Source organism: Ruegeria sp. BHSC029 (genome assembly GCF_059613085.1).
Genome location: NZ_JBXWRU010000003.1, coordinates 407803 through 424288, shown reverse-complemented (window position 1 = coordinate 424288; position 16486 = coordinate 407803). Strand labels below are relative to the sequence as shown.

Sequence of the window (16486 nt, the reverse complement as noted above, 5' to 3'; positions counted from 1 at the left end):
AAGGGCAACGACGCAGTCAGGAGGCCGCGATGGCGTTGCCGGTTCGGGATCAATTCAGATATTGGGGCATCGCCGCTGCGATATTCATATTGCTGTTGTGGCTGCTGGGCGACGTTCTGCTGCCATTCGTGATCGGCGGCGCAGTGGCCTATTTCCTGGATCCCGTAGCCGATCGGCTGGAGAACATGGGGCTCTCCCGCGCGGCTGCGACGGCGATCATTACCGTCTTCAGTATTCTTGCCTTTGCCTTGATGATCCTGATGGTGGTTCCGGCCCTGATCACTCAGCTGATCGATCTGGTGGACGTACTGCCCAGCCTGTTCCAGGAAATGCGAGCCTTCGTCGAGCGGCAATTCCCGTCGCTGTTGGACCGGGAATCGAACACCCACCAGTTCCTTCTTTCAATGGGCGACACGCTGAAGGGTAAAACAGGCGACATACTCGAAACGGTCATGGCCTCGGTCGGATCAGCGGTGAACATCGTGGTCCTTCTGGTGATTGTGCCCGTCGTGGCCGTCTACCTTTTGCTGGACTGGGACCGAATGATCGCCCGGATCAACGATCTGCTGCCCCGGGACCATGCGCCGACGATCCGCAAGCTGGCCGCCGATATTGACGCTGTTCTTGCCTCGTTCGTGCGCGGCATGGGTACGGTTTGCCTTATCCTGGGCACCTACTACGCCGTTGCCTTGATGATCGTCGGCCTACAATTCGGCCTGGTGGTCGGTTTCATCGCCGGGTTGGTCACCTTCATTCCCTATCTGGGCGCATTGATCGGCGGTACGCTGGCCATTGGCTTGGCGCTATTCCAATTCTGGGGTGACTGGGCCTCGATCGGTCTGGTGGCAGGGATATTCGCCATCGGCCAAGTCGTCGAAGGCAATTTCTTGACGCCCAAACTGGTTGGTGACTCGGTCGGGCTGCACCCGGTCTGGTTGCTTCTGGCCTTGTCCGTTTTTGGCGCGCTATTCGGGTTTGTCGGCATGCTGATCGCCGTTCCAGTCGCTGCGGCCTTGGGCGTGCTTGCACGTTTCGGAACTTCGCAATATCTGACAAGCCGCCTGTACACGGGGCGTGACGAGCTGGATCCGGAAAGCGAGTGAATGGCCAAACAGCTGAGCTTTGATCTTCCGGCGATGACGGCGCTGGGGCGCGAGGATTTTTTCGTATCTCCCGCGAATGCGCTGGCCGTCGCAATGATTTCGGCCAATTCTTGGCCGGGCAACAAGCTGGTCCTGAGCGGCCCGGCCGGATCGGGCAAAACCCATCTTGCGCATGTCTGGGCCGCCGAGACAGGCGGGCGTATCGTGCAGGCCTCTGATCTGAAACACGAAGATGTTCCCGCACTTGCACAAAGTCCCGTGGCGGTCGAGGACATCCCGATGATCGCCGGGGATATAAACCAGCAGAAAACCCTGTTTCACCTCCACAATCTGGTTCTGGCCGAGGGGCATGCCCTGCTGATGACCGGGCGCCTTGCCCCCAAATACTGGGAACTGCCGCTAGCAGACCTGCAAAGCCGGGTGGAAGGTGCCCATCATGTGGCGCTTGATCCGCCCGATGATGCCTTGCTGTGCGCGGTTCTGGCCAAGCTGTTCGTCGACCGACAGCTGAACCCGGGGCCGGACGTCATCGCCTACCTCGTCAAGCACATGGATCGCCGGTTTGAAACCGCAGCCGAGGTGGTGGCCCAACTTGATCAGGTCGCTTTGGCAGAAAAGCGCGAGATCACACGGACCTTGGCCGTGCGCGTTCTGAACAACGAAATCGACACGGCGGTTTCCGGTGATTGACCCGTGGGGTCCGATTTCGCATCCTGCGCGAGGCAACGTTGGGGAGATCATGGAACAGAGCGCTGCAAGGATCCCGGACTGGGGACCATTCGGAAGACCGCTGTTCGACCATCCGGGAATCCGAGATCTCTCGCGCGTTGGCGTGGTCGATGTCGGATCGAACTCGGTCCGGATGGTTATCTTTGACGGCGCGGCCCGGTCACCCGCTTATTTCTACAACGAAAAAGTCATGTGCGAGCTTGGCGCCGGGCTGTCGGAAACCGGCAGGCTGAACCCGCGCGGTCGCCTACGTGCGCTGGCGGCGCTGCGGCGCTTTGAACACCTGTCCCGCGATCTTGGCCTGCCCGGACTGCACGTTGTAGCCACCGCCGCCGTGCGCGAGGCGGAAGACGGTCCGGAGTTCTGTCAGGAGGTTCTGGCCGAGACAGGGCTGCATATCTCGGTCATCGACGGCGAGGAAGAGGCCCGATTGTCGGCACAGGGCGTCCTGCTGGGCTGGCCGGGCGCCTACGGCCTGATCTGCGACATCGGCGGTTCGTCGATGGAGCTGGCAGAGATCGGCGGCGGATCGGTCGGACGGTGCGTGTCCTCGTCTCTGGGGCCGCTCAAACTCCGGGATATCAAGGGCGGACGCCGCGCCCGCAAAGCCCACATCAAGGAAACACTCGAGGCGCTTCGTGACCAGATGGGGCCGCAGCGCGACCGACTGTTCCTGGTCGGCGGAAGCTGGCGAGCCTTTGCAAGGTTGGACATGCTGCGCCGCGGATATCCGCTGAACGTGCTGCACGAATACCGCATGACCACCAAGCAGGTGCGCGAAACGATCAAATACATCGAAAAGGGCGACCACGAACACCTGCGCTCTCAGGCTGGGGTCTCAAGCTCGCGGATGGCCCTGATTCCGTATGCCATGGACGTGCTGTCGCGGCTGATCCGCACCTTCAAACCCAAAGACATCGCAATATCCAGCTATGGTATCCGCGAGGGCCTGCTGTATGAGCAGATGCCGCAGATTCTGCGGGATTGCGACCCTTTGATCGAGGCCTGCCGGTTCTCGGAGCAAAAGGACGCTCGGCTGCCCGGTTTCGGGCCGCATCTTTATGATTTCGTGATGCCGCTGTTCCGGTCCGCCCCTCCTGCCCGAGTTCGGCTGATCAAGGCGGCCTGCCTGTTGCACGATGTCAGCTGGCGCGCCCACCCCGATTATCGGGCCGAGGTCTGTTTCGACAATGTGACTCGCGCCAACCTGGGCGGCCTGAAACACTCGGAACGTGTCTTCATCGGACTTGCCCTACAGCATCGGTACCGGAACAAGCGAGAGGGCAACCGGTTCGCCCCTCTGTACGAACTGCTGGACGAGCGCGACCAGAAGCGGGCCGAGATTCTGGGAAAGGCCATGCGTTTCGGCGCAATGCTGTGGATGCAGAACGACGCGGCCACTGGCAAGCTGCGGTTCTACCCCAAGAAGCGCGAACTGGAGTTTTACCTGCCCAAGTCGCTCAGCCCTTTGTTCAACGAAGTGGCCGAGGCAAGATTCGAGTCACTGGCGAACGCGCTCAAATCACGCCCGATAGTCAAAATGCAGGGCTGATCCGGACGATCAGATATCGGTTGCACCTTCGTCGTCCTCCTTGGGAGCAACCTCATCGGGCTGGTCGGGAACGTCCGGTTTCCTGCGGATGATAATGTCGCCATTGGGCAGCATTTCGGGCGCCTCATAGGCGCTCCAATCCTTGACCTTGCCGCCGATCTCGGCAAGGGCCGGGCCCATCTCCTCGATAAAGGACTGCATGGCCGGGCCGAATTGCTCGGCAAGCCCCAGAAGATCCTCAAGCGCGGGCTCCATTTCCTTTCGCAGGCCTTCGAAGAACAGCTCGGCCCCCTGCTCCATCAGGGACTTACCGCCTTCGTCCTGGGCCGCGGCCGGCGCGGCAAAAAGGGCCGTGGCACCTATCAGCATCAATCGTTTCATGACCTGAAATATAAGGGGCGGGAACAGTTGTTGAAAGGGTCAGATGTCGATGTCCAGCGTCACCGGAAAATGATCTGAGGCCGTGACCAAGGCATCGCGCAACTCCGGCACTGTCCAGCAGTGCTCGTCCCGGAACGGGTGCCAGATGCGCCAGACCGGATTGCGGACCCTCAGATCCTCGCTGATCATGATGTAGTCCAACAACGCCTCAAGATATTGGCCTTCCTTCGGGCGGGCAAAGCGCGCGGTCGATGGGATCCAGCCCGGCCGAGGTCGAAGTGCCTGTGCGGGATGCGGATCGTACAGGCCGGTTTCCAGAAGGATTTCCACCGATGACCGCCCGAAAAGATGTTCGAATTCATCCAATCCCGGCCCGTCATTCAAGTCGCCCAGCAAGATCACCGGTTCAGCAGCGGCTATGTGCGCGCGCACCCGGCGCGACAGCCAGACAGCCTGCGCCAACTGCTTGCGGCGGTTGGCGATAGAGATGCGCAAGGCTTCGTCGCGCGATTGGGCACCGTGCGGTGCCTTGGACTTCAGATGTGCACCGATCAACCGGAACTCGAACCCGGCCCGGGTTCGGACCGCCAGTTCCATGGGTGGTTTTGAAAACCGCACCAGATCCTCGGTCGCGTCAATGTCCAGATCGATCCGAAACTCGCGGTCAAAGCGTGGGAGATCGTCGGGATCGTGGCCGCCATCTTGCACTCCTTTCGGGTCGTGCCGGGCGGTCAGGGCCTCGGGATCATACAAGAGGGCCAGTTCTTGATGCGTATCGTTGGCGAAACCCATGATCGCATTGGATGTACGCAGATCGAACGTCTCGGCGAAATGCTGCAAGGCGCGCACCGTGTTTTGCGATTTGCCCGTATTCGGCGCCTCGACGATCAGCATGGCGTCGGCGTCGACGGCCGTCAGCACCGTCGCAATGGCCTCGATCTGCTGTGCCTTGGTGACATTGTGCCGGCCCGACCAGCTGTCATCGACAACCAGTTCATCATTGCGGTCGAACAAATTGGCGAACCATTCAATGTTGTAGGTCGCCAGACGCATCGTCTCAGACCCGCGCGCCGTTGATTTCATCCCAGGCGCGGTTGATGTCGATCATCTTTTTTTCGGCAAGGCGAATTGCTTCTTCGGGAACACCACGGGCCATCATCGCATCTGGATGTGTGTCACGCACAAGCCTGCGCCAGATTTTTCGGATCTCGGGTAGTGGAGTGTCAGGGGTCACGCCCAGAACGGTGTAGGGATCCTTGGGCGCATCTGGAACGAAGCGCGCACGCAGGGCTTTGAACTGTGCATCGGTCTGGCCAAAAATCCGCGCCACATCCTCCAGAAACTCGTTCTCGTTGGGGTGATAGAACCCGTCCGCCATGGCGATGTGAAACAGCCCCTCCATGAGGTCGCACAGGGTGGTGCTGTCTTCGGCGAACATGCGCGCGATCTTGCGTGCGTATTCCTGATACCCGGCCACATCCGTCCGGGCCATGTTGAACACGCGCGCCGCGCCGGCCTCTTCCTCCGGCGGAATACGAAACACCTCGCGAAAAGCGGTCACCTCGTCGCGGGTCACCTGCCCGTCCGCCTTGGCCATCTTTGCGCCCAAGGCGATCACAGCAATCGCGAAGGCCACGGAACGTTCGGGCGGCGTGCGTAGCTTCTCAAAAACGGCCGTCAGGCTTTCACCTTTGGCAAGCGCGCTCAGCGCCTCGGATATGCGGGACCAGATCGACATGAGCGCACACTAGCGCGCCGAGTACGGACTGTCAGGTGCGACCATTCATTCCGGGGCCAGAATTTTCTGCATCAGCACAAGATCCAGCCAACGCCCCCATTTATGACCAACTTCCGGCATTCGGCCGACCGCCTCAAAACCGACCGCCGCATGAAAGGAAATCGCGCCCGGGTTCTCGGCCGAGATTCCAGCGACCAGAACATGCACGCCTTGCGATCGCGCCACCTCCTCCAAGGCTCGGATCAGCGCGCGACCCGCGCCCCGCCCCCGGCCTTCAGGAGCCAGCAGGATGGTGTGTTCCCGGCTGTGCGCATATCCGGGACCCGAGCGAAAACTGCCGTAAGTCGCATATCCCGCGACACGGCCGTCAAGCTCGGCGACTTGGAACGCCAGCCCTCGCTCGTCGATATCCCGCGCGATTTCTTCGGGGCTTCGCTCGGTCGTGGTAAACGTGATCAGCGTCTCGCGGATGATCGAATTGGTGATCTCCGCAATTTCAGCCGCATCCCGGGGCAGAGCCGGGCGAATGATCATTCCAGCACCCGCGGTCCGTGCGGCGTTTCAAATTCAGCCCGCAAAACCGCAGGCCCGGAATCGAAAACAACCTTGTCGAGCGGGCCGAGCAATTGCGCCAAATCCAGCGCGTCCGGGTGATAAACCACCAGCCGCCGCAGGTGGCAGCCACTGGCCCGCAGCATGCCAGCCGGATGCAGGTCACCTTGCCACTGAATCAAAGCGGGAAACAGGTTGTCGAACGGTAAACGCCCCGATCCTGGCACCGCCATCTTCCACCGCAACGCACCACGATCAAGGTCATGGATATCGCCAATGTCGATTGAGAATCCATCGACATAGGCCTGCATATCCGAAACCTGACAGACCCAGTTGGTGAGCCTCGGCGGCCCCGAGAAACGATCAAGATCAAACCAACGTGGCCGCCCAGGATCGGCAGCGTCCGGGTCAATCGCGATCGCTTCAAGATACAGGCCCTCGTCCAGCCCAAGAAGCTTGTTGTAGGTGCCGAATTTTCCATGTTTGCCACCGGGCATCATCGGAATACCCAAGGCATGCTCTACATGCGCGACCGCCTCGTCTAAAGTCGACGCGGCCACCGCCAGATGATCAAGCTCCATAATTGCGCCTCCAGCGTCCAAAACCGACCTCATGCCATCGGATACCATGAAAAGTCCGACTTGGGCACTTCGTCTGACACCAAACATCCGAGCGGGTGAATGCCCGAGGCTGCAGGCATCGCGAAAAAGGGGGCAGAAAGCCCCCCAAAGTCACAGTTCAGGCGCGCGCCTCGCGTATCAGGCGCAGAATGTCCTGTGCCGCCTCAGGGATGTTGGTCCCCGGCCCGAAGATGGCCTTGACCCCGTGATCATACAGGAACTGATAATCCTGCTGAGGGATGACGCCACCGCAGATAACAATGATATCTTCGGCGCCGGCCTTTTTCAGCTCTTCCACCAGTTGCGGTGCCAGCGTCTTGTGGCCCGCCGCCTGGCTGGAAATGCCAACCACATGCACGTCATTGTCGATCGCGTCCTGCGCGGCCTCGGCCGGGGTCTGGAACAGCGGACCGACGTCCACGTCGAAACCGATATCGGCGAAGGCGGTGGCGATCACCTTGGCCCCGCGGTCGTGACCGTCCTGGCCCATCTTGACCACCAGAAGACGCGGGCGGCGGCCTTCTTCCTCGGCGAATTCCTCGATCGATTTCTGGATGGCGGCAAAGCCCTCGTCACCTTCATAGGCCGCGCCATAGACACCAGCCAGCGTTTTCACTTCGGCCCGATGACGGCCGAATTCCTTTTCCATTGCCATGCTGATCTCTCCTACGGTTGCGCGGGCACGCGCGGCCTCGACCGCGGCTTCCAGCAGGTTGCCCCCCTCTTTCGCGCGCCGGGTCAGTTCGTCCAACGCAGCCTGACAGGCGGCCTCGTCCCGGGTCGCGCGGATGCGTTCCAGCCGGGCGATCTGCGCCTCGCGGACGGCCTGGTTGTCGACCTCGAGGATCTCGATCGGGTCTTCCTTGTCCTTGCGGTACTTGTTGACGCCGACGATTACTTCTTCGCCACGGTCGATCATGGCCTGACGGCGCGCGGCGCTTTCCTCGATCCGCAGCTTGGGCATGCCGCTGGCAACCGCCTTGGTCATGCCGCCCATCTCCTCGACCTCTTCCATCAGGGCCCAGGCTTTTTCGACCAGCTCATTGGTCAGGCTTTCCACATAGTAGGAGCCGGCCAACGGATCGACCACATCGGTAACGCCGGTTTCTTCCTGCAACACCAACTGTGTATTCCGCGCAATGCGGGCCGAGAAATCGGTAGGCAGAGCAATCGCTTCGTCCAGCGCGTTGGTATGCAGCGACTGCGTGCCCCCCAACACCGCGCTCATCGCCTCATATGCGGTGCGGATCACGTTGTTGTAAGGGTCTTGCTCCTGCAGCGAAACGCCCGAGGTCTGGCAATGGGTGCGCAGCATCTTCGAGCGGTCCGACTTGGCCCCGAATTCGGTCATCACCCGGTGCCACAGAGTACGCGCGGCGCGCAGCTTGGCGATCTCCATGAAAAAGTTCATGCCGATGGCAAAGAAGAACGACAGACGGCCAGCGAACTTGTCCACGTCCATTCCCGCGTCGATGGCTGCGCGCACATATTCGCGCCCATCGGCCAGGGTATAGGCCAGCTCCTGCACCAGGTTCGCCCCGGCCTCCTGCATGTGGTAGCCCGAGATCGAGATCGAGTTGAACTTGGGCATCTCGTTCGAGGTGTACTCGATGATGTCCGAGATGATCCGCATCGAGGGCTCGGGCGGGTAGATATAGGTGTTGCGGACCATGAACTCTTTCAGAATGTCATTCTGAATGGTGCCCGCCAGAACCGACTTGTCATGGCCCTGCTCTTCGCCGGTGACGATGAAATTGGCCAGGATCGGGATCACCGCGCCGTTCATCGTCATCGAAACCGAGACCTGATCCAGCGGAATGCCATCGAACAGGATCTTCATGTCCTCGACGCTGTCGATGGCAACACCGGCCTTGCCCACATCACCCACCACGCGCGGGTGGTCGCTGTCATAGCCGCGGTGCGTGGCCAAATCGAAAGCTACCGAAACGCCCTGCTGACCGGCCGCGAGGTTGCGGCGGTAAAAGGCATTCGATTCTTCGGCCGTGGAAAAACCTGCATATTGGCGGATGGTCCACGGGCGGCCCGCATACATGGTTGCCTTCACACCGCGTGTGAACGGCCCGAAGCCGGGCAGCGACCCGATATGCGGCAGGTTCTCGATGTCGTCCTGCGTATAAAGCGGCTTGACCTCGATCCCCTCCAGCGTCGTCTTGCTGAGGTCTTCGACAGGGCGCCCACGCAACTCTTTTTCGGCCAGGGCGCGCCAATCCTTCGTATCGGTCATAGCGTAATCCTCTTGTCTGTTCCCGTCGCGGGCCCGAATGGCGCGCCGAGGGGCTGGGTATGAATATGGAAGGGCTGACCCGGCCCACGGCAGGTCCGATCATTCAAATTTTTGATCGTCGCACGCATTTCGCCGGTCGCATTCGCGGCAACTGGGTCTATATTCAAAGGAACAGGAGACCACATGACCCGCACGCTTGCCCTTGTTTTGTCAGCTTTTTTGCCTGTGACTGCCGTCGCCGCCGACGGTGCGGCCCCGGATGAAACCGCGTATATCCGGCCAGCCGGAGACAGCGATCTGAACGAGTTTTTGTGGACACACCGCCCCATAGTGGTGTTCGCCGATACGCCAGCCGATCCCCGGTTCCAGCAGCAGATCGACATGTTGCTGGAGGGCGAAGACATGATGCGTGACCGGGATGTCATCGTGCTGACCGACACCGACCCTTCGGCGCGATCCCCGATCCGGAGGCAACTGCGCCCGCGCGGGTTCGCGATGGTCTTCGTCGACAAGGACGGTGTGGTGAAGCTGCGCAAGCCCACGCCGTGGAGCGTGCGCGAGATCAGCCGGTCCATCGACAAGACCCCCCTGCGCGAACGCGAAGTCCGCGAGCGGCGCGAGGGGCGCTGACGACCCAGACCCGCCCGGCGCAAGGGGTCTGCCACGCCCGCCTCATCCGCACCGACGGTGCAGATCTCGGCAACACGGGCAAAACCCACATTTTCCGGGCAAGCGCACATGGGCGTTATTCGAACTCCATGATCACGTCATCGACGGCGAGGCTGTCGCCCGGACCGGCGTTGATCTTGGACACCACGCCCCGGCGCTCGGCGCGCAGGATGTTCTCCATCTTCATCGCCTCGACCGTGCACAGCGCCTGACCTTCCTGCACCTCTTGGCCGACCTCGACATCGATCTTCACGATCAGGCCCGGCATCGGGCACAGCAGCATCTTCGAGGTGTCTGGCGGCAGTTTCTCGGGCATCAGCTTGGCCAGTTCGGCAGCGCGCGGCCGGCGCACATGCACCTTCAGGTCCGCCCCCCGGTTGCGGATGCGGAACCCGCCCGAGATCTTGCCCACCTTCAGCACGAGCGGGCTGCCGTCCACGTCCAGAACCGCAAGTTGGTCGCCGGGTGTCCAGTCCGAGCTGACGCGTAGGGCGGCACCGCCCTCGAACTTGACCGTGGCGCCGTCGCGGTCTGCATTCACCTGCACGGCATATTCCTGCCCCTGCAGCGTGACCACCCAGCGCTTGCCGACTTTGCGTTCGTGGTTGTCCATCCGGCCCGAAACGCGGGTGCGGCGGATCTCGGCCACCCGGTGCATCGCCGCGCACGAGGCCGCAATGCGGCGCAGGTCGCCTTCGGGCAGTTCTACACCGTTGAACCCATCGGGGTATTCCTCGGCGATGAATGCGGTGGTCATGTCACCACTGACGAATTTGGGGTGATCCATCACCGCCGACAGGAACGGCAGGTTGTGGCCGATGCCTTCGACCTCGAAACTGTCCAGCGCCACGCGCATCGCCTCGATCGCCTGCTCGCGGGTCGGCGCCCAGGTGCACAGCTTGGCGATCATCGGGTCATAGTACATGCTGATCTCGCCGCCCTCATAGACGCCGGTATCGTTGCGCACGGCTGTCTCGCCACTGGGCGCATCGCCCTGCCATTTGCCGTTTTCTAGCAGCGGCCCCGCGGCCACCTCCTGCGGCGGACGATAGCGGGTCAGCCGCCCGATCGAGGGCAGGAAGTTGCGATAAGGATCCTCGGCATACAGCCGGTTCTCGATGGCCCAGCCGGTGAGCTTGACGTCATCCTGGGTGATCGACAGCGGTTCGCCCGCGGCGACGCGGATCATCTGTTCGACCAGATCGACACCGGTAATCAGCTCGGTCACCGGGTGTTCCACCTGCAGGCGGGTGTTCATTTCCAGGAAGTAGAAATTCTTGTCGCCATCCACGATGAATTCCACCGTGCCCGCGCTGGCGTACCCAACGGCCTTGGCCAGCGCCACGGCCTGCTCGCCCATCGCGCGGCGGGTCGCCTCATCCAGGAAGGGCGACGGGGCCTCTTCGACCACTTTCTGGTTGCGGCGCTGGATCGAGCATTCACGCTCGCCCAGATAGATGCCGTTGCCATGCGTGTCGCACAGAACCTGAATCTCGATGTGGCGCGGTTGCGTCACGAATTTCTCGATGAAGATCCGGTCATCGCCGAAGGAATTCGCCGCCTCGTTCTTGGAGCTCTGGAAACCTTCGCGTGCCTCCTCGTCGTTCCAGGCGATGCGCATGCCCTTGCCGCCGCCGCCGGCGCTGGCCTTGATCATCACCGGATAGCCGATCTGCTGGCTGATCTTCACCGCCTCGTCCGCATCCTCGATCAGGCCCATGTATCCGGGAACGGTGCTGACATCGGCCTCCTGCGCGATCTTCTTCGAGGTGATCTTGTCACCCATGGCCTCGATCGCCCCTTTCGGGGGGCCCACGAACACGACGCCTTCGGCCTCGAGCGCTTCGGCGAATTTCGCGTTTTCGGACAGGAAGCCATAGCCCGGATGCACCGCCTGCGCGCCGGTCTGGCGGATGGCGTCCATCACCTTGTCGATCACGATGTAGGACTGGTTCGCCGGCGGGGGGCCGATGTGAACCGCCTCGTCCGCCATTTCCACATGCAACGCGTGCTTGTCGGCATCCGAGTAGATGGCGACAGTGCCGATTCCCATTTTCCGAGCGGTCTTGATGACCCGGCAGGCAATCTCGCCTCGGTTGGCGATCAGGATCTTGTTGAACATGGAACGTCCTCTGTCTTTGTGTTCTGGACAAACGAAAACGCCGTTGCCGGGCTGATGCCCCGCAACGGCGTTCCGTCAAATGATGACCGGGACGGCGCGCGCCCCGGAAAACCGGTATCAGTTACAGTTGTTTTGCGTCTTGCAATACAGCACGTTGCCGGCTGCACCGACCGCAGCCCCAAGGATCGGGTCCGCGCTGAGAACCGCAGCCCCGACAGCCCCGACTCCGCCGCCAAGCAGCGCCTGTTCCCCGGTTGAATCACCGCAGGCTGCCAACCCGCCACAGGTTGCGAGCGCAAGGAAAACTCGTGAGATTCGCATGTATACTGCCCCTTTTGGTTTCTTGTCGAATTGAACAGCAAATGCCTGAAACGGGCTTTGTTATTCAATATCAAACGGGGTGAAACAGGGCTTTGCGCAGGTTTTTGCCGCCTTGGGTCCGCAGTACGGCCAAAGAAAAGCGCGGGCAGGTCTGTGTTGGAAACACGGTCCTGCCCGCGGAAGGAAGGGGTACGGAATAGTAGGTGCATGTGCGGCGCAGGCAAAGTCGAGCCGCACGGCCCGTTCACCTTGCACAGCAAAAATGCGGCCGCCAACGGATCAATTGCAACGCCGGAAATTCCGGCTGGAAATTGCCCATTCCCGGAAACGGCGCGCAGGTTCGTGCCGAAAGAGCCCGGTTTGCAACGGGTTCCGGCACAGACTTCAGCCATCACTGGGCGCCGACTGGACCGCATACCCGGTCGCCGCCGGATCGTGCGCCAAGCAGATGAACCCATAATATTTGGCTGAAGGCTCATGCTGAACTACGCCTCCCCACCGAAGATATCGGGGAAGGATTGCCGCGCGGTCTCAAAGTCGATCTTCAGCAACGCATCATAGCTGGCCGGATCGAACGGATCCTCGGCAGGCACGACCTCGCGCCCAAACAGCCAGCTGAGGCGACCAGCGTCCAGATTTCCGCGTTCAAACGGCTGATCCCCGAAATGCTCCCACAAAGCTTCGAGGAATGCCGTATCGGCACGCTTGTCCGCGGCTTTTCGGTCCCGATAGCGTTCACGGCGGGTCAATGGCGTCACGCCCTTGGGGTTTGCCCGGCGGATCGTGAACTGGAAATCGGTTCCCGGCAGCCGTCCGGGGAATCCACGGTGCTTCAACATGCCGGCACCTCGTTCAAAAAACCGGTCCGCGACGGGCACCCGCGCAGGGATGAATGTGTCATGCGTATCTCCAAAGCCGCATCAGTTTCTCGGAATGCTCCGACGACATGAGATCGGGAAATCATGTTCAGAGTCCCTCCCAGATACATGCGGATTGCTCCAACCGGTAGGCTTCAAAATACTGCGTCGCATCCGGAGACGAGTTGCCGAATTCCACCGGGCGGTCGGACAGCGAGATCACGACCCGCGCCGGGCTGAGTTGATGGTGCGCGACATAAGGAATGGCCAGTGTCTGACACAGATGCTCCATGTCGGTCGCGGCCACGTCATAGCCGATACCGCCCACCTCATCGCCAATCTTGGGCGCGACAAATCGAAACCGCAGCCAGAGTTCGCCCGGGTTGGTATCGACCAGAACGTCCTCAAGTGTCACCGGCTGGCCGGATGGAACCGGCAACAGGTTCCCGTCCTGCGCGAAACCGGGCGATCCAAAACACATGAATGCCAGAACAAGAGCGCGACCCCGGACCCGCCACGGGCAGGCTCCTCCTTCCGGGGTCGCAGGCGCCAGGATCATCTCCTGCGCTGTTCCGTATCTGGTGGCTGGGATCATGAAACGGTTTTGTGTCAGCGGTCAATCAGGAACATTCGTGGATCGAACCGGGGCAAAGCGCCCCGGCGGATTACAGCGGAATGTTGTCGTGTTTCTTCCAAGGGTTCTTCAGCTGCTTGTTGCGCAGGCTGGCAAAGGCCCGCGACACACGGCGGCGCGTCGAGTGCGGCATGATCACCTCGTCGATGAAGCCGCGTTCGGCCGCGACAAACGGGTTGGCGAACCGATCCTCATAGTCCTGAGTGTGCTTCGCGATCTTGTCCGGGTCTCCCAGATCGGCGCGGTGGATGATTTCGGTTGCACCCTTCGCGCCCATCACCGCGATTTCGGCGGTGGGCCAGGCATAGTTGAAATCACCGCGCAGGTGTTTTGACGCCATGACGTCATAGGCGCCGCCGTAAGCCTTGCGGGTGATCACGGTCACCTTGGGCACAGTCGCTTCGCCATAGGCAAACAACAGTTTCGCGCCATGTTTGATGACACCGCCATATTCCTGGCTGGTGCCGGGCAAAAAGCCGGGAACGTCCACCAGGGTCAGGATCGGAATCTCAAAACAGTCGCAGAACCGTACAAACCGTGCGGCCTTGCGGCTGCTGTCAATATCCAGACACCCCGCCAGAACCATCGGCTGGTTTGCCACCACGCCGACGGTCTGCCCCTCAAGCCGAATGAAGCCAGTGATGATGTTTTTCGCGAAATCCTCCTGGATTTCATAGAAATCACCCTCATCAGCTACCTTGGTGATCAGTTCCTTCATGTCGTAGGGGGTGTTGGGGTTTTCCGGGACCAGCGTGTCCAGAGAAGTCTCGATCCGCCCCGGCTCGTCAAAAAACGGGCGCACAGGCGGCTTTTCCCGGTTGTTGAGCGGCAGGAAGTCGACCAGCCGCCGCACTTCGGCCAGCGCTTCGACATCGTTTTCGAAAGCGCCATCAGCCACACTGGACTTCTTGGTATGGGTCGACGCCCCGCCCAGTTCCTCGGCGGTGACGACCTCGTTGGTGACGGTCTTCACCACGTCGGGGCCAGTCACGAACATGTACGAGGTGTCTTTGACCATGAAGATGAAGTCGGTCATCGCCGGGCTGTAGACCGCGCCACCGGCACAGGGACCCATGATCACCGAGATCTGCGGCACCACACCCGAGGCCATGATGTTGCGCTGGAACACCTCGGCATAGCCCGCCAGCGAGGCGACACCTTCCTGGATTCGCGCCCCTCCCGAGTCGTTGATGCCGATTACAGGCGCGCCGTTCTGCATGGCCATATCCATGATCTTGCAGATCTTCTGCGCATGCGTTTCCGACAGAGACCCGCCAAACACCGTAAAGTCCTGGCTGAACACATAGACCATGCGGCCATTGATCGTACCCCAGCCGGTCACAACGCCATCCCCGGCAGGTTTTTGTTTTTCCATGCCGAAATCGGTGCAGCGATGGGTCACGAACATGTCGAACTCTTCAAAGCTGCCCTCATCGACCAGCAGCTCGATCCGCTCGCGCGCCGTCAGCTTGCCCCGCGCATGCTGCGCATCGATCCGTTTTTGCCCGCCACCCAGGCGCGCGTCCTCACGGCGGTTCTCAAGCTCGGCAAGGATGTCCTTCATCACGATTTTCCCCTGTCAAATTTGTGGCGACAATATAGATTGCTCCGCATCACCCAAAGGCCTTTTCGGCAAATTTGCAAATTTTTGGCAATTACATTTCTGGGAATTGCAAATCAGTTAATGTTTGTGCATCGGCATGGCCTTTCCCGAATACCGGAACTATGAGTGAACCATGCAGTTCAGTTCCACGTCTACGCACCGCTCTCCGCCAAAGCTGCTAACGCTTGTCCTGCTGTCGGGATTGTCGGCGCTCAGCATGAACCTGTTCCTTCCCAGCCTGCCTTTCATGGCGGTGTATTTTGAGGCCGACTACAAGGTCATGCAGCTGTCGATTGCGTTGTATCTGCTGATCAACGCCGTTCTGCAGATCCTGATCGGTCCGATCGCCGACAAGGCCGGGCGGCGGCCGGTGCTGCTGTGGGGGCTGGTGCTGTTTCTGCTGGCAACGCTGGGGTGCATCTACGCCCCAAACGTCGAGACATTTCTTGCCTTCCGCATGGGGCAGGCAGTTATCGTCGTGGGGATCGTCCTCAGCCGTGCAGCGGTGCGCGACATGTATGATCAGGATCAAGCCGCATCCATGATCGGTTACGTCACTATGGGCATGGCCGTCGTGCCGATGATCGGACCCGCCATCGGGGGTATTCTGGAGGAAAGCTTTGGCTGGAAGGCCAATTTCTGGCTGCCTTTCGGACTGGCCGCCTTCGCGCTGGCGCTGACCTATCATGACTTCGGAGAAACCTCGGCCAAGAGCGGCAAAACCCTGATCCAACAGTTTCGGGAGTATCCCGAACTGCTGACCTCTCCGCGGTTCTGGGGGTATTCGCTGTCATCCGCGTTGTCGTCTGGCGCGTTCTTCGCCTATCTGGGCGGCGCGCCTTTCATCGGCACCGAGATCTTTGGCCTGACCGCCGCCGAAGTCGGAATCTATTTCGGCGCCCCTGCCGTCGGTTACTTCTTCGGGAACTTCATCAGCGGCCGGTACTCGGTACGCTATGGCGTGAACCGGATGGTGCGCTGGGGCTGCTGGCTGAACGCAATCGGCGTCGCGTTGTCGGCGGTTCTGTTTCTGGCGGGCTGGGGCTCGGCGCTCAGCTTTTTCGGGTTCATGACATTCGTCGGCCTGGGCAACGGCATGTCGATCCCGAATGCAACCGCCGGATCGCTGTCCGTGCGACCACATCTGGCTGCGACCGCATCCGGGCTAAGCGGCGCGATCATGCTGGGCGGCGGTGCAGCTCTCAGCGCCCTGGCCGGAGCGATGCTGACCAATGAAACCGGCGCCATGCCGCTGTTGTGGTTGATGTTGGCCACATCGGTTCTGGCCATCGTCGCGATCAGCAGCGTGATCTGGCGGGAACGTCAACTCGGCATCTAGCCATCTTGCACCCGGGACTTT

At 61.0% G+C, this 16486-nt stretch carries 16 protein-coding genes; 5 read left to right on the top strand and 11 right to left on the bottom strand.

Annotation, left to right across the window (positions count from 1 at the left end; all coding sequences use genetic code 11):
• The first annotated feature begins 29 nt into the window (after positions 1-29).
• Genes AC2FML_RS09145 through AC2FML_RS09135 form a run of 3 tightly spaced genes read left to right on the top strand, consistent with a single transcriptional unit; the run spans position 30 to position 3384 of the window.
• Positions 30-1103: an AI-2E family transporter gene (locus tag AC2FML_RS09145; RefSeq protein WP_170357245.1), complete on the top strand. Its 1074-nt coding sequence runs from the start codon at positions 30-32 to the stop codon at positions 1101-1103.
• Entirely contained in the window at positions 1104-1793 is a 690-nt protein-coding gene (locus AC2FML_RS09140; RefSeq protein ID WP_170441854.1) for an HdaA/DnaA family protein, read from the top strand.
• A gap of 49 nt (positions 1794-1842) precedes the next feature.
• Positions 1843-3384, top strand: a complete 1542-nt coding sequence (locus AC2FML_RS09135) for a Ppx/GppA family phosphatase (RefSeq protein WP_496782863.1) — start codon at positions 1843-1845, stop codon at positions 3382-3384.
• 9 nt (positions 3385-3393) lie between these two features.
• Here the strand turns inward: AC2FML_RS09135 and AC2FML_RS09130 are convergent, their stop codons facing one another.
• The 6 genes from AC2FML_RS09130 to scpA all read right to left on the bottom strand — a co-directional run bounded on the left by AC2FML_RS09130 (position 3394) and on the right by scpA (position 8959).
• Positions 3394-3753 (bottom strand): hypothetical protein, encoded by a 360-nt coding sequence (locus tag AC2FML_RS09130; protein WP_437436398.1) that lies wholly within the window; start codon positions 3751-3753, stop codon positions 3394-3396.
• 51 nt (positions 3754-3804) lie between these two features.
• Positions 3805-4818 carry an endonuclease/exonuclease/phosphatase family protein gene (locus AC2FML_RS09125; RefSeq protein WP_170364626.1) on the bottom strand — a complete coding sequence of 338 codons (1014 nt, stop codon included), beginning with the start codon at positions 4816-4818 and terminating at the stop codon, positions 3805-3807.
• Positions 4819-4822: 4 nt separating this feature from the next.
• The gene (locus tag AC2FML_RS09120; RefSeq protein ID WP_170340209.1) at positions 4823-5503 is read right to left on the bottom strand and encodes a molecular chaperone DjiA; all 681 of its coding nucleotides are present in this window, start codon (positions 5501-5503) and stop codon (positions 4823-4825) included.
• Positions 5504-5548: 45 nt separating this feature from the next.
• On the bottom strand, positions 5549-6037 hold the full coding sequence (locus AC2FML_RS09115) for a GNAT family N-acetyltransferase (RefSeq protein ID WP_170441851.1): 489 nt from the start codon (positions 6035-6037) through the stop codon (positions 5549-5551).
• Positions 6034-6636 carry a VOC family protein gene (locus tag AC2FML_RS09110; protein ID WP_496782861.1) on the bottom strand — a complete coding sequence of 201 codons (603 nt, stop codon included), beginning with the start codon at positions 6634-6636 and terminating at the stop codon, positions 6034-6036. The genes AC2FML_RS09115 and AC2FML_RS09110 overlap by 4 nt, the downstream gene beginning before the upstream one ends.
• 157 nt (positions 6637-6793) lie before the next feature.
• Positions 6794-8959 carry a methylmalonyl-CoA mutase gene (gene scpA / locus AC2FML_RS09105; RefSeq protein WP_496782984.1) on the bottom strand — a complete coding sequence of 722 codons (2166 nt, stop codon included), beginning with the start codon at positions 8957-8959 and terminating at the stop codon, positions 6794-6796.
• Between the two features lie 144 nt (positions 8960-9103).
• Between scpA and AC2FML_RS09100 the strand changes: the two genes are divergently transcribed.
• Positions 9104-9550, top strand: coding sequence for a DUF4174 domain-containing protein (locus AC2FML_RS09100; RefSeq protein ID WP_170390971.1), 447 nt, complete (start codon positions 9104-9106; stop codon positions 9548-9550).
• Between the two features lie 115 nt (positions 9551-9665).
• On the opposite strand, the gene AC2FML_RS09095 is transcribed toward AC2FML_RS09100, so the two are convergent.
• The 5 genes from AC2FML_RS09095 to AC2FML_RS09075 all read right to left on the bottom strand — a co-directional run bounded on the left by AC2FML_RS09095 (position 9666) and on the right by AC2FML_RS09075 (position 15087).
• Positions 9666-11711 (bottom strand): acetyl-CoA carboxylase biotin carboxylase subunit, encoded by a 2046-nt coding sequence (locus AC2FML_RS09095; RefSeq protein WP_170390970.1) that lies wholly within the window; start codon positions 11709-11711, stop codon positions 9666-9668.
• Positions 11712-11828: 117 nt separating this feature from the next.
• On the bottom strand, positions 11829-12032 hold the full coding sequence (locus tag AC2FML_RS09090; protein WP_093964781.1) for a hypothetical protein: 204 nt from the start codon (positions 12030-12032) through the stop codon (positions 11829-11831).
• A 485-nt stretch (positions 12033-12517) separates the two neighbouring features.
• Positions 12518-12871 carry a hypothetical protein gene (locus tag AC2FML_RS09085; RefSeq protein ID WP_170340793.1) on the bottom strand — a complete coding sequence of 118 codons (354 nt, stop codon included), beginning with the start codon at positions 12869-12871 and terminating at the stop codon, positions 12518-12520.
• A gap of 127 nt (positions 12872-12998) precedes the next feature.
• A complete protein-coding gene (locus tag AC2FML_RS09080) occupies positions 12999-13484 on the bottom strand; it encodes a DUF6497 family protein (protein WP_170440720.1) in 486 nt (161 codons plus the stop codon).
• Between the two features lie 70 nt (positions 13485-13554).
• On the bottom strand, positions 13555-15087 hold the full coding sequence (locus tag AC2FML_RS09075) for an acyl-CoA carboxylase subunit beta (protein WP_170340194.1): 1533 nt from the start codon (positions 15085-15087) through the stop codon (positions 13555-13557).
• A 172-nt stretch (positions 15088-15259) separates the two neighbouring features.
• Between AC2FML_RS09075 and AC2FML_RS09070 the strand changes: the two genes are divergently transcribed.
• Complete coding sequence (locus AC2FML_RS09070; RefSeq protein ID WP_170369477.1) at positions 15260-16465, top strand: multidrug effflux MFS transporter; 1206 nt, start codon at positions 15260-15262, stop codon at positions 16463-16465.
• The last annotated feature ends 21 nt before the right edge of the window (positions 16466-16486 follow it).